The sequence below is a fragment of the Pseudomonas sp. Mn2068 genome (genome assembly GCF_049319725.1).
Taxonomy (GTDB): Bacteria; Pseudomonadota; Gammaproteobacteria; order Pseudomonadales; family Pseudomonadaceae; genus Aquipseudomonas; species Aquipseudomonas gingeri.
On sequence record NZ_JBMOUG010000004.1, the window covers coordinates 1 to 16,776 of the forward strand.

Below are 16,776 nucleotides of genomic sequence, written 5' to 3' on the forward strand. Positions count from 1 at the left end.
GCGGCGTGCACAAGATGTGCGCCTGACGCGGTACTCATTGTGGGAGTGGGCTTGCCCACGAAGAGGCCCTTGAGCCCTGCACCGCCCGCCCGGACGCCTTCGCTGGCAAGCCAGCTCCCACAAGGATCGCGGCGTGCACAAGATGTGCGCCTGACGCGGTACTCATTGTGGGAGTGGGCTTGCCCACGAAGAGGCCCTTGAGCCCGGCACCGTCTGCGCGGACGCCTTCGCTGGCAAGCCAGCTCCCACAAGGATCGCGGCGTGCACAAGATGTGCGCCTGACGCGATGGTCATTGTGGGAGTGGGCTTGCCCACGAAGAGGCCCTTGAGCCCGGCACCGTCTGCGCGGACGCCTTCGCTGGCAAGCCAGCTCCCACAAGGATTGCGGCGTGCACAAGATGTGCGCCTGACGCGGTACTCATTGTGGGAGTGGGCTTGCCCACGAAGGGGCCCTTGAGCCCTGCACCGCCTGCACGCACGCCTTCGCTGGCAAGCCAGCTCCCACAAGGATTGCCCCGTGCACAAGATATGAGCCTGACGCGGTACTCATTGTGGGAGTGGGCTTGCCCACGAAGGGGCCCTTGAGCCCGGCACCGCCCGCCCGGACGCCTTCGCTGGCAAGCCAGCTCCCACAAGGATTGCGGCGTGCACAAGATGTGCGCCTGACGCGGTACTCATTGTGGGAGTGGGCTTGCCCACGAAGGGGCCCTTGAGCCCGGCACCGCCTGCCCGGACGCCTTCGCTGGCAAGCCAGCTCCACATGGCCTGCACAAGCGGCCACATTGACCGAGTCAGAACCTAGTGGTCGATTACGTCACCGCGCATCGGTGCCAGCCGCGCAATCAGGCGGTTTTGCACAGGCACCGGAATGCCTTGATCATCCATCGCCGCGATCAGGTCTTCCACCAGGGCATTGAAATCGCTGCGACTGACATTCTGGCCCTTGTGGCTCTCGGCCATGGTATCCCCGGTGTACACACAAGGCCCGCCCGCCTCGACGCAGAACTGTTCCACCAGCTTGTCGCGCAGACGCTGGATATCGATCTTGCGGAAGCGCTCGGCGATTCTTCGATCCCGGGCAATGTGGATCAGCGTGCCTTCGACGATGCGGGTAATCCCGGCGCGCTCGCCGAGGTCGCGATAGAGGCTGTCATCCTTGGGCGGCTGCTGGGCACAACCGGCCAGCAGGACAATCATCGCCAGCAGTTTCAAGGCACGCATCAGAAACTCCCCTGCACGGACAGGTAAGGGCCGTTCTGGTTGTCCAGGGTGGCGATTTCACCCAGCCGGGCATAGGCCAGCACCAATGACACATGCTTGCTGGGAAAGTAGCCGACAAACAGGTCGGCCCAGTCGCTTTCCCCCGCGAACGACAGGTTGTCCGGTTTCTGCCGGTATTCCACGCCCATGGCCCAGCGCGGATTGAACAGCACCGCCACCGAACCTTCCTTGAGCACGCTGCGGGTGTCGCGACGGTCGCCGCCAAAGCCCATCAACCCCAGTTCGTTGGCCCGGCTGTAGCGCACACCGCCGTTGACCAGCACGTTGTAGCCAAAGGCCGCGCCCATGAACAGGCGGCTGGCGGTCAGGTAGCCTTCGACATCCTGGTCGCGCTTGGCGCCCACCAGTTCGGGAATGTCGAAGTTGGTCTGGTGCTTGTACTCCAGGCCCAGGGATACCTGGGGCAACTGGTCGTAGATCAGGTCACCGAACAGGCGCACCTTGAGGCCGATGATGTCCTGTCCCAGATGATCCTCGGGCAGGTCGAGCTTGTGCACCAGCGACCCCAGGTCGAAACGCTGGCGGGCGAAGGATACTTCCACGCGGTTGTCATAGGATGCCGCGACCCCGGCCACATCCAGCCGATAGTCCGGGACATTGACCGTGGTGGCGAACGCCGTGGCGCTCCATTCGTTCTGCTCGCCGTAGCCGGTCAGGACCGCCCACGGCGTGATGCCACCGCCCGCCGCGCCTTCCAGGCTGCTGGCGCCGCCGGTGGCGATCAGACGGCCGTTATCGGCCAGGGCGGCGCCCGAGCCGAGACAGGCAAGACTCAACAGGCACAATGCAGGAAAACGACGTTTCATATCACTCAATGAACCATGACGGACGGTGAACTCAAAGGTAGGGCAACCCAGGCCTCGAAGGCCGTCGCGGTCAGCGGACGGCTGATCAGGTAACCCTGGGCGGTGTCGCACTGCCAACGCTCCAGCAGGCGCAGGCTGTGGGCGTACTCGACGCCTTCGGCGACCACCTTCAGCCCGAGGTTGTGGCTCATCTCGATGGTCGAGCGGACGATCACCGCGTCCTCGCTGGTTTCATCCAGGTTGCGCACGAAGGACTGGTCGATCTTCAGCTCCTGCACCGGCAGGCGTTTCAAGTGCGCCAGCGACGAGTAACCGGTGCCGAAGTCATCCACCGACAGGCTGATGCCGCACTCGCGCAAGCGGTGCAGGACCTTGAGCGCCTGCTCCGGCTCGCGCATCACCGCGCTTTCGGTGATCTCGAAGATCAGTTGTTCGGCCGGCAGGCGGTAGATCTTGAGCAGCGCCGATACACGGTCGGCCAGGTCGCCGCTGAGCAGGTCGTCCGCGGAAATATTCAACGACAGCTGCAAGCGCAGGCCACGCAGGTTCCACTCGGCGAGTTGGCGCATGCCCTCTTCGATCACCCAGCGGGTCAGCACCTGGATGCTGCCGGTGCGTTCGGCCAGCACGATGAATTCCGCCGGCGAGACCATGCCGAACTGCGGATGCTGCCAGCGCAACAAGGCTTCGGCCTGGCGCACGCGGCCCTGGCGAATATCCAGCTTGGGCTGGTAGTGCAGCAGCAGTTCGCCGTTGGCCGCGGCATGGCGCAGGTCGCGGATCAGGGTGATCTGGCGGCGGTGGGCCAGGTCGCGCCCGTGTTGGTAGATCTGCAGGCGTCCGGGCATCTGCTCGGCGTCTTTCATGGCGATGGCGGCGCGCCCGAGCAGTTCTTCCGGAGCCTGGCCGTCGGCAGGAAACGCGGCGATGCCCATCCGGCAATCCAGGGCCATATCGTGACCAGCTACCCGCTGGGGCTTGAGCAGCAGTTGCTGGATCTGGTCGGCGGTGGCCACCGCGCCGTCGCTGCCGATATTCTGCAGCAGCAACAGGAACTCACCGGCGATCAGGTGGGCAACGGTATCGCCGGGGCGCAAGGCCGCTTGCAGGCGCTGGCTGACGTTCTGCAGCATCAGGTCGACGGCACCGGGTCCGCCGCTATCGTCGACCGAGCGCAGGTTGTCGATCTCCAGGTAGACCAAGGCCACGGGACGACCGGCAGCTATCGCACTGCCCAGGCGTTCCATCGCCAGCGCCCGGTTGGGCAGGCCGGTCAGGCGGTCATGCAGGGCGTTGTGCGCCAACTCCTGCTCGCGCTCGGCAATCTCGCTCTGCATGGAATTGAAGGCCGTCGCCAGCAGGCCCAGTTCGTCACTGCGTTGCAACGCCAGCGGCGTCTGGTAGTCGCCCTGGCCGATCCGCTCGGCTGCCTGCGCCAGCGAGCGCACCGGCTGCGACACACTGCGGGCGAGCAACAGCGCCCCGGCCAGCGAGGCCAGCAGCGAGATCAACGCGATCAGGAGGATTTTCTGATCCAGCGGGGCGAAGGCCTGCATGGCCGCATCCAGCGGACTTTGCAGCAGCGCGATGACCTGGCTGTCGCTGCTCGCGGTACTGCTGGCGAGCATCAGCGACTGGCTCAGGAAGCTCTGGTTGAGATGCTCGGTCATCTGCAACTGGCGCCCCTGGGAGGCCTCGAGCATCAACCGGACAATGCTCGACGCCAGGGAGCCCGGCTGGGTGCTGACCAGTTCCCCGGGCTGCTGGTGATCGACGGTGAGGAACGACACTTCGAGGTTGGTCAGCGAGCGCAGTTCCGAGGCGAAGGCGTTGTCCATGGAGAAGCCCATCACCACCCGGGCGATCGGCAACGGCGCCAGCACGGGGGCTTCCACCAGCAGGTGCGGCTTGCCCTGCAACGGCACGATCAAGGTCGCCTGCTTGTTGCGGCGCGCCTCGCGCAGGGCCTGCTCATAACGGAACGGCGTGCCGTCGGGCTGGTCCGCCAGGGTACTGGCGAGGACCTTGCCGTCCATGCTCAGCAGGATCATGTCGCTGGCGTTGATGCGCTTGCCGTGGTTGATCAGCACCGAGCGGATGGTCGCCGAATCGCCGCTGGACACCGCGTCGCGAAAGCCGAAGTCGGCCGCCAGCAGTTGCACGCCGTCGCCCAGGCGCCGGCTCTGCACATCCAGCAGGCGTTCGAAGACCCGCGCGCCCACGTCCAGTTGCTCGCGTGCCTGGCTGCGCACCGCGTCGTTGGTGGCCACCTTGACGCTGAAGTACAGCGCGCCGACGACCACCAGCAACAGCAGGATCAGGACACAGGCGACCCGTGCCTGGAAACTACTGCGCAGTTTCACTGAGAGCTTTATTGAAGGCATCGCCAAAGGCACTCGGAGCTGGCGCCGACGGAGCATCTGGCGACAGTGGTTGGATCGTCAGGCTCAAGCGCTGCTTCAGGCCCGTGGCCGGCACTTCGATTTCGCCTCCCGGTTGCGGCTGCATATCCGTCACCTGAGGGTGCCAGAGCGTCACGCGGTAATGGCCGGCCGGCAGCTTGTCGAAGGCGATCCGGCCCTTCTCATCGCTGACCGCGAACCAGGGCTCATCGGTGACATAGACATAACCAAGCATCCAGTCATGGATGTTGCAACCCAGCACGACGATCCCCGGTTTGTCGAACAGCACCGGGTCCGACGGCGTGCCTTCATAGAGGCGCAGCTCGAAGCGCTTGGGCTGCGAGAACGAATAGACCTGGTGGCGGATGTTGTCGCTGTTGGGAAACCTGATCTGGGTGCCGGTGTGCACCGCCAGGACATGGGGCGCGAACTGCTTGTCGCGCTGGTCCATGTCGGCCTTGAGGGGATAGGTGGCGGCGGTGGCGTTGCCCTGCAAGGTCACCACGGCGCCCACCAGGGGCTTGCCCTGCTGATCGACCATCTCGGCCTGGAAGCCGGCGGCCTGGCTCAGGCCGCTCGACAGCAAACCGGCAACACATAGAAACAATCCAAGCAACGAGGTCGGGCGGGCCATGCAGCAACTACTCATGAGTTCGTAGGGTTAAGGATGGCCTGCCTTGGCAAAGGGTTCTGCGGTGCAGATTACCGGGCGCCGCGCAGAAGATCACGTAACAAATGCGGCCTTTAGCCACTATTTGAACCGACCCGACGAACGACCGTTACCCGGGAAAAAGTTCTACATTAAAAACAGACATGTACAAGTCTCTCCCTCGACTATCGGCCGGATTGAACAAAGCTATAGCCCCAGGCCATTGAAACCACCGTGGGCTCGCCCCATCTAACTTGCATACTCAACTGTGCAGGTGCCCCATGAGCAACCAGCAAGAATTCCCCGATCATCCGACCCAACAGGCCGACGCCGAGCGCCCCGAAGGCAGCTCCGACACCCATGCGAGCGTCGGTACCGGCCTGGCCCTGCCGGGACAGAACCTGCCGGACAAGGTCTATATCATCCCGATCCACAACCGTCCGTTCTTCCCGGCGCAGGTCCTGCCGGTCATCGTCAACGAAGAACCCTGGGCCGAAACCCTGGAACTGGTGAGCAAGTCCGAGCATCACTCCCTGGCCCTGTTCTTCGTCGATACGCCGACCGAAGACACCCGCCATTTCGACACCAAGAGCCTGCCGGAGTACGGCACCCTGGTGAAGGTTCACCATGCCAGCCGCGATGGCGGCAAATTGCAGTTCGTCGCCCAGGGCCTGACCCGCGTGCGTATCCGCACCTGGCTCAAGCACCACCGCCCGCCGTACCTGGTGGAAGTCGAATACCCGCACCAGCCGAGCGAGCCGACCGACGAGGTCAAGGCCTACGGCATGGCGCTGATCAATGCGATCAAGGAACTGCTGCCGCTCAATCCGCTGTACAGCGAAGAACTGAAGAACTACCTCAACCGCTTCAGCCCCAACGACCCGTCGCCGCTGACCGACTTCGCCGCCGCCCTGACTTCCGCTACCGGTAACGAGTTGCAGGAAGTGCTCGATTGCGTGCCGATGCTCAAGCGCATGGAAAAAGTCCTGCCGATGCTGCGCAAGGAAGTCGAGGTCGCGCGCCTGCAGAAGGAAATCTCCGCCGAGGTGAACCGCAAGATCGGCGAGCACCAGCGTGAGTTCTTCCTCAAGGAACAGCTCAAGGTCATCCAGCAGGAGCTGGGCCTGACCAAGGACGACCGCAGCGCCGATATCGAACAGTTCGAGCAGCGCTTGCAGGGCAAGGTCCTGCCGTCCCAGGCGCAGAAGCGCATCACCGAGGAAATGGCCAAGCTATCGATCCTCGAGACCGGCTCGCCGGAATACGCCGTCACCCGCAACTACCTGGAATGGGCGACGTCCGTGCCCTGGGGCGTGTACGGCGAAGACAAGCTCGACCTCAAGCATGCGCGCAAGATCCTCGATCAGCACCATGCCGGCCTGGATGACATCAAGTCGCGGATTCTCGAATTCCTCGCGGTCGGCGCCTACAAGGGCGAGATCAGCGGTTCCATCGTGTTGCTGGTGGGGCCGCCGGGCGTGGGCAAGACCAGCGTCGGCAAATCCATCGCCGAATCCCTCGGCCGACCGTTCTACCGTTTCAGCGTCGGCGGCATGCGCGACGAGGCCGAGATCAAGGGCCATCGCCGCACCTATATCGGTGCCCAGCCGGGCAAGCTGGTGCAGGCGCTGAAGGACGTCGAAGTGATGAACCCGGTGATCATGCTCGACGAGATCGACAAGATGGGCCAGAGCTTCCAGGGCGACCCGGCCTCGGCGCTGCTGGAAACCCTCGATCCGGAACAGAACGTCGACTTCCTCGACCATTACCTGGACCTGCGCCTGGACCTGTCGAAAGTGCTGTTCGTCTGCACCGCCAACACCCTGGACTCGATTCCCGGCCCGTTGCTGGACCGCATGGAAGTGATTCGCCTGTCGGGCTATATCACCGAGGAAAAACTGGCGATCGCCAAGCGCCACCTGTGGCCCAAGCAGCTGGAGAAGGCCGGCGTGGCGAAAAGCAGCCTGTCCATCAGCGACAGCGCCCTGCGCGCGGTGATCGACGGTTATGCCCGCGAAGCCGGCGTGCGCCAGCTGGAAAAACAGCTGGGCAAGCTGGTGCGCAAGTCGGTGGTCAAGCTGCTGGATGCGCCGGACAGCACGATCAAGATCGGCAACAAGGACCTCGAAGCGTCCCTCGGCATGCCGGTGTTCCGCAACGAGCAGGTGCTGAGCGGCACCGGTGTGATCACCGGCCTGGCCTGGACCAGCATGGGCGGCGCGACCCTGCCGATCGAAGCGACGCGGATCCATACCCTCAATCGCGGCTTCAAGCTGACCGGGCAGTTGGGCGAGGTGATGAAGGAGTCGGCGGAGATCGCCTACAGCTACGTCAGTTCCAACCTCAAGCAGTTCGGGGGTGATCCGCGGTTCTTCGACGAGGCCTTTGTCCACCTGCACGTGCCGGAAGGCGCCACGCCGAAGGATGGCCCGAGTGCCGGGGTGACCATGGCCAGCGCCCTGCTCTCCCTGGCCCGCAACCAGCCGCCGAAGAAAGGCGTGGCCATGACCGGCGAACTGACCCTGACCGGGCACGTACTGCCGATTGGCGGCGTGCGCGAGAAAGTGATCGCGGCGCGGCGGCAGAAGATTCACGAACTGATCCTGCCGGAACCGAACCGGGGCAACTTCGAGGAATTGCCGGACTACCTGAAGGAAGGCATCACCGTGCACTTCGCCAAGCGTTTCGCCGATGTGGCGAAGGTATTGTTCTGAGGGCGGCAAAGCGGACGCAGAGCGTCCAGTGAGGCATTCCCACGCAGAGCGTGGGAACGATCAGGTATCGGTGCGAAACTTGGAGCCGATGATCGCTCCCATGCTCCGCGTGGGCACGCAGCCCGTGACGCTCCGCGTCACAAACCGGGAGCGGACGCAGAGCGTCCAGTGAGACATTCCCACGCAGAGCGTGGGAACGATCAGGTATCGGTGCGAAACTTGGAGCCGATGATCGCTCCCACGCTCCGCGTGGGCGCGCAGCCCGTGACGCTCCGCGTCACAAACCGGGAGCGGACGCAGAGCGTCCAGTGAGACGTTCCCACGCAGAGCGTGGGAACGATCAGATGCCCGAGGCAATGGCAGCGGGCGAATCTTGGGTTATGCTCCGTCATCGCTGTAATGATTGGAGACACTATGACCCCGATTCGCCTGATGCTTGCGTCAAGCCTTGTGCTACTGACCGCCTGCGCGCAGCAACCCCGCCAGAACGTCACGGTGGAAAACCAGCGTGAATGCCCGATGCAGCTCAAGACCGGGCAGAACATGATCCTCAGCCTGCCGAGCAATCCCACCACCGGTTATCGCTGGGCCATCCAGGACTCCGCCGGTGGCGTGCTGAAAAGCCTGGGACCGGAGGTCTATCGCAATCCGCAGAACAGTGATGTGATCGGCGCCGCCGGGCAATCGACCTGGCGCTTCCAGGCCTTCGCCGCCGGCACCGGGCGTCTGCGCCTGACCTATCAGCAGCCCTGGGAACCGGAAGTCCCGCCCGTGCAAAGCTTCGACTGCCCGATCGTGGTGAACTGACATGCCCTGGCTGATTCTCGCCCTGATGGGCGCGGGAACCTTTCTCTACGGCCTGAGCACCCACGCAACCCTGCTGTGCCTGTTGGTCAAACCCCTTCCGGTACTGGCACTGCTGGGCTGGCTGCATGATGCCCAGCCAACCGATTACCGGCGCTGGATCAGCCTGGGACTGATTTTTTCCCTGGTGGGGGATGTGCTGCTGGCGTGGCCCGGCGATCTCTTCATTTTCGGCCTCGGCGCTTTCCTGTGCGCTCACCTGAGCTACCTGAAAGCCTATTTCAGCGATTGCCGCCGCCCGGCGCTTGTCGCCCTGGTGCTGGCCCTGATAGCCGGTGCAAGCTTGTTGAGCATCCTGATCGCCCATGGCCTGGGCCCATTGCTGGTGCCGGTGGTGATCTATGCCCTGGTGATCAGTGCCATGCTGTGGCGGGCCCTGGCCCGCTTGGGCAGCGAGGTGCCCAGACGCTCGGCGCTGCTGGCGGCGGCGGGCGCAGTATCGTTTGTGTTTTCCGATACGCTGATCGGGATCAACCGGTTCGTGGTGGCATTCGAAGCCGCGCCCTACTTGCTGATCATCACTTACTGGCTGGGCCAGTGGGGAATCACGGCCTCGGCTTTCTCAGTCACGTCCCGACGTGCGACAGTACATTTGCCATGAACGCCGAAACTAGCCGCGTCTTAAAGTAGCCGCGTCTTATAGTCGATACCGCGAGCCCTATATCGAGAAAACGTCTAGGAACCTGTCATTTCTGACAGTAGATCGCCCTTGTCCACGGCTCATATGCTTGAGCTCATCCTGCAGACGATTGGGTATGCAGGCGACAGAGGGACTGGATCATGAACACCTACAAGGCAACCACTGGCACCTTCACCGCGACGGTTAACGGTGTTGCAAACTTCAACGCAGACCTGCTCTATCTGACACTGCACCACACCATCGAGATAAGCGGCATACAGGAAAGCGAGAACAGCCCCGTACGAACCATTCTGATCGGCTTGCTGCCTGACGTCCAAAACGGCACCTATACCTTTAATGTCGACCCTGAACTCACGCGGCTGGGCGCCATCGCCTCGGCATCGGGCTGGTATGTCACCGATAGCGGCACGGTGACCGTCAATTTTGATCGTGATGCCGATCACTACAGGGGCCAGGTCGAGATTCTGGCATACGAACTGGTGAGCGGCGACGAACTCCGGGTCAAGGGTGATTTCGACCTTCACGGTATCACCCTGGTACGCAGGCATCGGCACTAGTCAGGCAGGGCATCGACCACTTGTGGTTTGACGTGGAAGTGGTCGATTCAAGGTGACGACGTCCACGGCAGCGCTTTATCCGACAAACCGCGCATCCCGGCGCCAACTTGGCTAAAATGCCGACCCTTTTTCCCGATCGTCGCCGGAACCGCCGTGAGCAAAGAACCCGACCGCCTTTTCGCCCAGCCCCTGGCCCAGGTGCCGGACTTCGCCTTCAACGAAGACGTGGTACGGGTGTTCCCGGACATGATCAAGCGTTCGGTGCCCGGCTACCCGACCATTGTCGAAAACCTCGGCGTGCTCGCCGCGCAGTTCGCCCAGCCGGGCAGCGTGCTCTATGACCTGGGCAGTTCCCTCGGCGCGGTGACCCAGGCCCTGCGCCGGCACGTGCGCACCGACGGCTGCCGGGTGATCGCCGTGGACAACTCCAGCGCCATGGTCGAACGCTGCCGCGAGTACCTCAACGGCCAGGATTCGATGTTCCAGGAGCTGCTGCCGGTGGACGTGGTCGAAGGCGATATCCTCGCCCTGGACTTCAAGCCCGCCTCGGTGGTGGCGCTGAATTTCACCCTGCAATTCATCGCCCCCGAGCAACGTCTTGCCCTGCTCGGCCGGATCCGCCAGGCCCTGCTGCCCGGCGGTGCGCTGATCCTGTCGGAAAAACTGCGCTTCAATGATGCTCAGGAGCATGCGCTGCTCACCGACCTGCATATCGCCTTCAAGCGCGCCAACGGCTACAGCGAACTGGAAATCGCCCAGAAACGCAGTGCCATCGAAAACGTCATGAAGCCCGACAGCCTCGAAGAACACCGCGAACGCCTGCTGGCGGCGGGTTTCTCGAAAGTCGTGCCGTGGTTCCAGTGTCTTAACTTTGCCTCGTTGATTGCCCTGCCATGATTGATCTGTCGCCCCTCGCCCGCCGCCTGGCGCATACCCCGCTGGCCGACTGGGCCAACGGCCTGCAGGCCCGACTCGATACCCGGATGGAGAAAGGCCATGGCGACCTGGAGCGCTGGCAGAGTGCGCTCGACGCCTTGCCGAAGATCCAGCCGAGCCACGTCGACCTGCTCAACGGGCTGACCCTCGACAGCGACTGCGACGACGCCACGCGCGTGCAGATGCGCACCGCCCTGATGGGCCTGAGTCCATGGCGCAAGGGCCCGTTCGACCTGTTCGGCGTGCATGTCGACACCGAATGGCGTTCGGACTGGAAATGGTCGCGGGTCGCCCCGCACCTGGACCTCAAGGGCAAGCGCATCCTCGATGTCGGCTGCGGCAACGGCTACTACATGTGGCGCATGCTCGGCGCCGGTGCCGACACGGTGATCGGGGTCGACCCGAACTGGCTGTTCTTCTGTCAGTTCCAGGCGGTCCAGCGCTACCTGTCGCAGCCCGCGGCGTGGCACCTGCCATTCCCCTTCGAGGACTTGCCGGCCAACCTGGAAGGTTTCGACACGGTGTTTTCCATGGGCGTGTTCTACCATCGGCGCTCGCCCATCGAACACCTGCTGGCGCTCAAGGACTGCCTGGTCAAGGGCGGCGAACTGGTGCTGGAAACCCTGGTGGTGGAAGGCGATGCGAACCAGGTACTGGTGCCGGAGGATCGTTATGCACAGATGCGCAATGTCTGGTTCCTGCCCTCGGTGCCGGCGCTGGAGCGCTGGTTGCGGCGTGCCGGATTCAGCGATGTGCGTTGCGTGGATGTGAGCGTGACCACGGTGCAGGAGCAGCGCGGTACCGAGTGGATGAAGTACCAGTCACTGAGCGACTTCCTCGACCCCGAGGATCACGGCAAGACCATCGAAGGGCTGCCGGCGCCGATGCGCGCGGTGATCGTCGCTCGTAAATAGACGAAACTGCACAGCGTCTGGCAAACCCGGCTCCAGCAAGGAACCTTGCATGGTCAGGGTTTGCCGCGGCGGGCCTTGAAGAACTCGCTGAGGATCGCCCCGCACTCCTGCGCCAATACCCCGCCTTCGAACAGCACCCGGTGATTGAGAAAATCCTGGGTGAAGAACTGCCCCTGGCTCTGCACGATTCCCGCCTTGGGCTCCAGCGCGCCATAGACCACCCGGGCGATGCGCGAATGCACGATCAGCCCGGCGCACATGCTGCACGGCTCCAGGGTCACGTAGAGGGTGCTGCCCGGCAGCCGGTAGTTGCTCGCCGCCTGGGCCGCCGCCCGGATGGCGACCATCTCGGCATGGGCGCTGGGATCGCTGCCACTGATCGGGCAGTTGAAGCCGCGCCCGATGATCTCGCCGTCCTGGACCAGCACCGCGCCCACCGGCACCTCGCCCAGCGCCGCGCCCTCGGCCGCCAGCAGCAGGGCCTCGCGCATGAAATCCTGGTCACGGCTGCGATCGATGATCGCGGCGGGGCGAATCTGGCGCATCACGCCACCTCGATGGCGGCCATCAGGCCGGTTTCCATGTGGTCGATCACATGGCAATGGAACATCCACACCCCCGGATTATCCGCCACCAGGGCCACCCGCGCGCGCTCGTTCTTGCCCAGCAGGTAGGTATCGGTGAAGTACGGGGTGATCGTCTTGCGATTAGAGGCAATGACCTTGAAGCTCATGCCGTGCAAGTGGATCGGATGCTGATACTGGGTCATGTTCTTCAATTCGAAAATGTAGCTCTTGCCCTTCTCCAGCTTGGCGATGGGCCGGTCGGCGCAGGTCTTGTCCGTGATGTCCCAGGCCTTGCCGTTGATCTGCCAGAGGCTTGGCGGGCGGCCATTATCGACATTCACCGAGACCGAGCCAACCCATTCGAAATTGAAGTTGAGCTTCTCGGCATTCGCCAGGTCCGGTTCGGCGATCGGGTTGGCCGGCAGCGCCGCCGGCCACTCGGTCGGGGCGTCGGCGTTGGCCACCGAACGGAAGGTGCCGAGCCGCACCGGGCCATTGCGCAGGGACAGTTCCTCGCCCGCCGCCGGGGCCTTGATCGCCAGGCAGATGCGCATGCCCGGCCCAAGCCAGTATTCCTTGCCCAGGGGGCGTGGGGCCACGGGGTTGCCGTCCAGGGCATAGATCTGCGCTTCGGCGCCCGGGATATTGATGCGGTAGGTCAGGGTGTTATCGAGGTTGAGCAGGCGCACGCGGGTGATCTGCCCGGCCGGCAGGTCGACCACGGCCTGCGGCGTGCCATTGATGGTCGCCAGTCGTCCGGCCGTGCCGCCCCGCGCCGCTTCCCGGGGGATGCTGAAGGGCACGAACGCGCCTTCTTCATCGACATGCCAGCTTTTCAGGCTGAGGGTGCGCTCGTAGCGAAAACCGGTGGGCTCGCGCTCCTCGACGATCAACGGACCGACCAGCCCGCGACCCAGTTCCTCGCTGCTGTTGACGTGGGGGTGGTACCAGTAGCTGCCGGCATCCGGCACGCGGAACTTGTAGTCGAAATACTCGCCCGGCAATACCGGCAGTTGCGACACGTAGGGCACCCCGTCCATTTCCAGCGGCAGGCGGATGCCGTGCCAGTGAATGGTGGTGGCGACCGGCAGGTGGTTGATGAACCGCACCCGCAGCCACTCGCCCTGACGGACCCGCAGCTCGGTGCCCGGTGCCGAGGGACCGAAGGCCCAGGCCGGGGTCTGGTGCCCGGCCACCAGCTCGACATCCAGCGGCGCGGCGATCAATTCGTAGTCATGACCGGCCTCGGCGTCGGCCCTCTTCCCCAGCCAGTACCGCGATGCACCGCCGGCGCCCACACCTACCACTGCCAGACCGACCAGGCCACCGAGTATTTGCCGACGGGAAAAAGACATGAACCCAACCACCTCACCGAATCAACCGCGGGCCCGGAGCCCACAAAAGGCGAATACGATACACCCGCAGTTGAGAAACAGTAAGGGCGGGGTGGCGATGGGCCGCAGCCGTGTTGGGTCAGTGAGGCCCTGTTCGCTGGCAAGCCAGCCCCCACAGGTATCCAGTCATCAACAAACCTGGAGTACCACGCGAACCTTGTGGGAGCCGGCTTGCCGGCGAAGACGTCAGTCCAGCCCCACCAGTAAATGCACCACGCCACCGGGCAATGTCATCACTCCAGGCACGCCGGCCGCCCGCAGGGCCTGTTGATCGAGGCGGGTCGCATCCTGCAACTCGACCCGCAACCGTGTCAGCGCCACCCGCTGCCGGGACTTGAGATTGGCTGCTCCACCCAGGGCCGCCAGGATCGGCGCGGCCAGTTCCTCCAGCGGAGCCGCCGCACTGGCGAGCGTCGACCGGTCTTCCACCAGATCCGGGGTCAGGGCCTTCCAGAACGCCCGCTTCAATGTATCGAACATGCTCAGTTCTCCAGGACCGGCGCGGCCGCCGTTGCTTGTTGATGAAGGCGCAGCAGCTCGCGGACCTGTTCCGCGCTTTCCTGGCCGAGAATCCGTTGTGCCAGGACCTGGCACTCATCCAGGTTGACCTCGCGTATCGCCGCCTTGATCGACGGGATCAACGGCACGCTGACCGACAACTCATCCACCCCCAGCCCCAGCAGGGCCGGCACCGCCAGCGCCTCGGAGGCCAGCGCGCCGCAAACCCCGACCCACTTGCCATGGGCATGGGCGGCTTTGACGGTGGTGGCGATCAGGCGCAGCACCGCCGGATGCAGGCTGTCGGCCTGGCTCGCCAGCTGCGGATGATCACGGTCCATCGCCAGGGTGTACTGCGTCAGGTCGTTGGTGCCGACGGAGAAGAAATCCACTTCCGGGGCAAACAGGTCTGCCATCAGGGCCGCCGAGGGCACCTCGATCATGATCCCCAGTTTCGGCAGTTCGCCCAGCCCCAACGCACGCGCTTCCTCGACCAGGAACTGCCGGGCCTGACGCAATTCGGACAACTGGGTGATCATCGGCAGCATGATGTGCAGCCGGGTCTGCCCGGCGCAGGCGAGGATCGCCCGCAATTGCTGGCGCAGCAGTTCAGGACGCTGCAGACACAGGCGAATGCCGCGCATGCCGAGGAACGGGTTGGCCTCGCTGTCCATCGGCACATAGGCCAGCGGTTTGTCACCGCCGACATCGAGGGTGCGCACCACCAGGTTGCGTTCCGGCCCCAGCGCCCGGGCGATCGCCGAATAGGTCGCGCCCTGTTCCTCGATACTCGGCGCACTGCTGCGATCGAGATAGAGAAACTCCGAGCGCAGCAAACCGACGCCTTCACCGCCCAGGGTCAGCGACTGCTCCACTTCTTCCAGGGAAGCGACGTTGGCCGTCACCTCGACATGATGGCCATCGCGGGTACGCGCGGCCTGGTGCGATTGCTCGGTTTCGCGCTGGCGACGCTGGCGCTGTTGCTGGCGCTTGACCAGCAACTGCTGGACGTCCGCCTCCTCGGGCTTGAGGTGCAGTTGCCCAAGGTCGGCATCCAGCAGCACCTGGGTACCGCTGGCAATGTTCAGCACCTGCGCCGGCAACCCGCACAACGCCGGCAGGCCAAAGGCCCGGGCGAGGATCGCGACATGGCTGGTGGCCCCACCGCCGACCGTGGCGAAACCCAGCACCTTGCGGGTATCGAGCCCGGCGGTCTGCGAGGGCGTCAGCTGGTCGGCGATCAGGATCGCATCGTCCGGCAACTCCGCCGCCTGTTCCTGGACACCCAGGATCAAGCGAAGCACACGCTGGCCGACATCCATCAGGTCCAGGGCCCGCTCGGCGAGCAGTTCGCTGCCGAGGCGCTTGAACAGGGCCGCGGTCTCTTCGGTGGCCGCACGCCAGGCGAAGGCCGCGCTCTTGCCCTGGACCACCAGCAACTGGGCCTGTTCCAGCAGGCTCGGGTCTTCCAGCAACTCCTGATGGGCCCGGAAAATCTGCGCCTGGGCGCTGCCGACCGCATTGTCCTGCAAGGTCTGCAGAGCCAGGGTCGCCTCCGTCAAGGCGCGTTCGAGGGTGGCCCGCTCGTGAGCCTCGCCGGCACCGGCTTCCTGGATATTCAGGACCTGCTCGGAGACCTGCACCACCTTGCCGAAGGCCGAGCCCGGTGAAGCGCAGACGCCCCGCAGCAGGGTCGCGGACGACGCCTCGGGAGCCTCGAAGGTTTCCCCGGTGGTTTCGGCCGCGGTGGTTTCGCCACAGCCTTCGGTGATCAGCGCAGTCAGTGCATCGAGGGCAGCCTGGGCATCCTCACCGACGGCACTGACCTGCAGTACATCGCCCTGGACAGTCTGCAAGGCCATGATCGCCACCAGCGACTTGGCATTGGCGCTGTCCTGGCGTTTGTGCAGATGGATGCTGGCGGCAAAACCTTTCGCCGCCTGGGCCAGTACCGCCGCCGGCCGGGCATGCAGGCCGTTGGCATTGGGCAGGCTCAGGGGGCGGGAGAACAACGCCTCGCCCTCTTCTTCCACGGCCTCGACGCTGCTCGTCTGCGCCGGGCTCAAGCTCAGCAGCGGCTGGCCACTTTCGACCAGGCCGTCGTCGGGCACCAGCAGGGTAAAGGGCTCGCCGCTGACCACCAGCACCAGGGTCAGCAGGCTGCGGGCATGCAGCGCCAGATAGTCCGCATCAAACTCGATCAGTACCTGCCCGGCTTGCACCTGCTCGCCTTCACGAACCTGCGCGGTGAAGCCCTTGCCCGCCAGGTTCACGGTATCCAGGCCGATATGCATCAGCACCTGCACGCCACGCTCATCGGTGATGCTGATGGCATGCCCGCTGTCCTGGACATTGCTGATCACCCCGGCCAGCGGTGCACAGAGCACGCTGGAGGTCGGATCGATGCACAGGCCATCACCGATCAGGCGACTGGAAAACACCGGATCGGGGACCCGGTCCAGCGGCATCAGCAGCCCTGACAGCGGCGCCAGCAGTTCCAGGGAAGGGGTTGCGGTCATGACATCACCTTTTATCGTTGTTCTTTGAAACGCCGG

The 16,776-nt window shown here is 64.3% G+C and carries 14 protein-coding genes; 6 read left to right on the forward strand and 8 right to left on the reverse strand.

The genetic code is table 11. The features are described from left to right. Positions 1 to 798: 798 nt before the first annotated feature. The 4 genes from ACL9RJ_RS10715 to ACL9RJ_RS10730 are packed head-to-tail and all read right to left on the reverse strand — an operon-like array spanning position 799 to position 5,123. Complete coding sequence (locus tag ACL9RJ_RS10715) at positions 799 to 1,221, reverse strand: group I truncated hemoglobin (protein WP_177117794.1); 423 nt, start codon at positions 1,219 to 1,221, stop codon at positions 799 to 801. Beyond that, positions 1,221 to 2,087: a DUF3034 family protein gene (locus ACL9RJ_RS10720; RefSeq protein ID WP_177117795.1), complete on the reverse strand. Its 867-nt coding sequence runs from the start codon at positions 2,085 to 2,087 to the stop codon at positions 1,221 to 1,223. The genes ACL9RJ_RS10715 and ACL9RJ_RS10720 overlap by 1 nt, the downstream gene beginning before the upstream one ends. A 5-nt stretch (positions 2,088 to 2,092) precedes the next feature. Continuing rightward, positions 2,093 to 4,450: an EAL domain-containing protein gene (locus ACL9RJ_RS10725; protein WP_422765226.1), complete on the reverse strand. Its 2,358-nt coding sequence runs from the start codon at positions 4,448 to 4,450 to the stop codon at positions 2,093 to 2,095. Then, positions 4,434 to 5,123 carry a methylamine utilization protein gene (locus ACL9RJ_RS10730; protein WP_017123902.1) on the reverse strand — a complete coding sequence of 230 codons (690 nt, stop codon included), beginning with the start codon at positions 5,121 to 5,123 and terminating at the stop codon, positions 4,434 to 4,436. The genes ACL9RJ_RS10725 and ACL9RJ_RS10730 overlap by 17 nt, the downstream gene beginning before the upstream one ends. Positions 5,124 to 5,419: 296 nt before the next feature. On the opposite strand from ACL9RJ_RS10730, the gene lon reads away from it, so the two are divergent. The 6 genes from lon (at position 5,420) to cmoB (ending at position 11,763) form a co-directional block, all read left to right on the forward strand. Continuing rightward, the gene (lon, locus tag ACL9RJ_RS10735; protein ID WP_017123903.1) at positions 5,420 to 7,852 is read left to right on the forward strand and encodes an endopeptidase La; all 2,433 of its coding nucleotides are present in this window, start codon (positions 5,420 to 5,422) and stop codon (positions 7,850 to 7,852) included. 414 nt (positions 7,853 to 8,266) lie between these two features. Further along, the gene (locus tag ACL9RJ_RS10740) at positions 8,267 to 8,659 is read left to right on the forward strand and encodes a protease inhibitor I42 family protein (protein ID WP_017123735.1); all 393 of its coding nucleotides are present in this window, start codon (positions 8,267 to 8,269) and stop codon (positions 8,657 to 8,659) included. A gap of 1 nt (position 8,660) precedes the next feature. Continuing rightward, a complete protein-coding gene (locus ACL9RJ_RS10745) occupies positions 8,661 to 9,317 on the forward strand; it encodes a lysoplasmalogenase (RefSeq protein ID WP_422765227.1) in 657 nt (218 codons plus the stop codon). A 179-nt stretch (positions 9,318 to 9,496) separates the two neighbouring features. Then, positions 9,497 to 9,913 (forward strand): hypothetical protein, encoded by a 417-nt coding sequence (locus ACL9RJ_RS10750; RefSeq protein ID WP_177084313.1) that lies wholly within the window; start codon positions 9,497 to 9,499, stop codon positions 9,911 to 9,913. A gap of 153 nt (positions 9,914 to 10,066) precedes the next feature. Further along, positions 10,067 to 10,810 (forward strand): carboxy-S-adenosyl-L-methionine synthase CmoA, encoded by a 744-nt coding sequence (gene cmoA, locus ACL9RJ_RS10755; RefSeq protein ID WP_017123732.1) that lies wholly within the window; start codon positions 10,067 to 10,069, stop codon positions 10,808 to 10,810. Continuing rightward, positions 10,807 to 11,763 carry a tRNA 5-methoxyuridine(34)/uridine 5-oxyacetic acid(34) synthase CmoB gene (gene cmoB / locus ACL9RJ_RS10760; RefSeq protein WP_017123731.1) on the forward strand — a complete coding sequence of 319 codons (957 nt, stop codon included), beginning with the start codon at positions 10,807 to 10,809 and terminating at the stop codon, positions 11,761 to 11,763. The genes cmoA and cmoB overlap by 4 nt, the downstream gene beginning before the upstream one ends. A gap of 53 nt (positions 11,764 to 11,816) precedes the next feature. Here the strand turns inward: cmoB and tadA are convergent, their stop codons facing one another. From tadA to ptsP, 4 genes are all read right to left on the reverse strand, one after another. Continuing rightward, on the reverse strand, positions 11,817 to 12,308 hold the full coding sequence (tadA, locus tag ACL9RJ_RS10765) for a tRNA adenosine(34) deaminase TadA (protein WP_017123730.1): 492 nt from the start codon (positions 12,306 to 12,308) through the stop codon (positions 11,817 to 11,819). Continuing rightward, positions 12,308 to 13,684, reverse strand: a complete 1,377-nt coding sequence (locus tag ACL9RJ_RS10770; RefSeq protein ID WP_042934358.1) for a multicopper oxidase family protein — start codon at positions 13,682 to 13,684, stop codon at positions 12,308 to 12,310. The genes tadA and ACL9RJ_RS10770 overlap by 1 nt, the downstream gene beginning before the upstream one ends. A gap of 225 nt (positions 13,685 to 13,909) precedes the next feature. Beyond that, positions 13,910 to 14,203, reverse strand: a complete 294-nt coding sequence (locus tag ACL9RJ_RS10775) for a PTS transporter subunit EIIB (RefSeq protein WP_017123728.1) — start codon at positions 14,201 to 14,203, stop codon at positions 13,910 to 13,912. A gap of 2 nt (positions 14,204 to 14,205) precedes the next feature. Next, positions 14,206 to 16,740, reverse strand: a complete 2,535-nt coding sequence (gene ptsP / locus ACL9RJ_RS10780) for a phosphoenolpyruvate--protein phosphotransferase (RefSeq protein ID WP_017123727.1) — start codon at positions 16,738 to 16,740, stop codon at positions 14,206 to 14,208. Positions 16,741 to 16,776: the final 36 nt, after the last annotated feature.

Excerpts from the sequence above, each read along its gene's own strand:
- ACL9RJ_RS10740 (WP_017123735.1), top strand. The coding sequence starts at position 8,267 with ATGACCCCGATTCGCCTGATGCTTGCGTCAAGCCTTGTGCTACTGACC.
- tadA (WP_017123730.1), bottom strand. The coding sequence starts at position 12,308 with ATGCGCCAGATTCGCCCCGCCGCGATCATCGATCGCAGCCGTGACCAG.
- ACL9RJ_RS10745 (WP_422765227.1), top strand. The coding sequence starts at position 8,661 with ATGCCCTGGCTGATTCTCGCCCTGATGGGCGCGGGAACCTTTCTCTAC.
- ACL9RJ_RS10770 (WP_042934358.1), bottom strand. The coding sequence starts at position 13,684 with ATGTCTTTTTCCCGTCGGCAAATACTCGGTGGCCTGGTCGGTCTGGCA.
- ACL9RJ_RS10715 (WP_177117794.1), bottom strand. The coding sequence starts at position 1,221 with ATGCGTGCCTTGAAACTGCTGGCGATGATTGTCCTGCTGGCCGGTTGT.
- lon (WP_017123903.1), top strand. The coding sequence starts at position 5,420 with ATGAGCAACCAGCAAGAATTCCCCGATCATCCGACCCAACAGGCCGAC.
- ACL9RJ_RS10730 (WP_017123902.1), bottom strand. The coding sequence starts at position 5,123 with ATGGCCCGCCCGACCTCGTTGCTTGGATTGTTTCTATGTGTTGCCGGT.
- cmoB (WP_017123731.1), top strand. The coding sequence starts at position 10,807 with ATGATTGATCTGTCGCCCCTCGCCCGCCGCCTGGCGCATACCCCGCTG.
- ACL9RJ_RS10720 (WP_177117795.1), bottom strand. The coding sequence starts at position 2,087 with ATGAAACGTCGTTTTCCTGCATTGTGCCTGTTGAGTCTTGCCTGTCTC.
- ACL9RJ_RS10750 (WP_177084313.1), top strand. The coding sequence starts at position 9,497 with ATGAACACCTACAAGGCAACCACTGGCACCTTCACCGCGACGGTTAAC.
- ACL9RJ_RS10775 (WP_017123728.1), bottom strand. The coding sequence starts at position 14,203 with ATGTTCGATACATTGAAGCGGGCGTTCTGGAAGGCCCTGACCCCGGAT.
- ptsP (WP_017123727.1), bottom strand. The coding sequence starts at position 16,740 with ATGACCGCAACCCCTTCCCTGGAACTGCTGGCGCCGCTGTCAGGGCTG.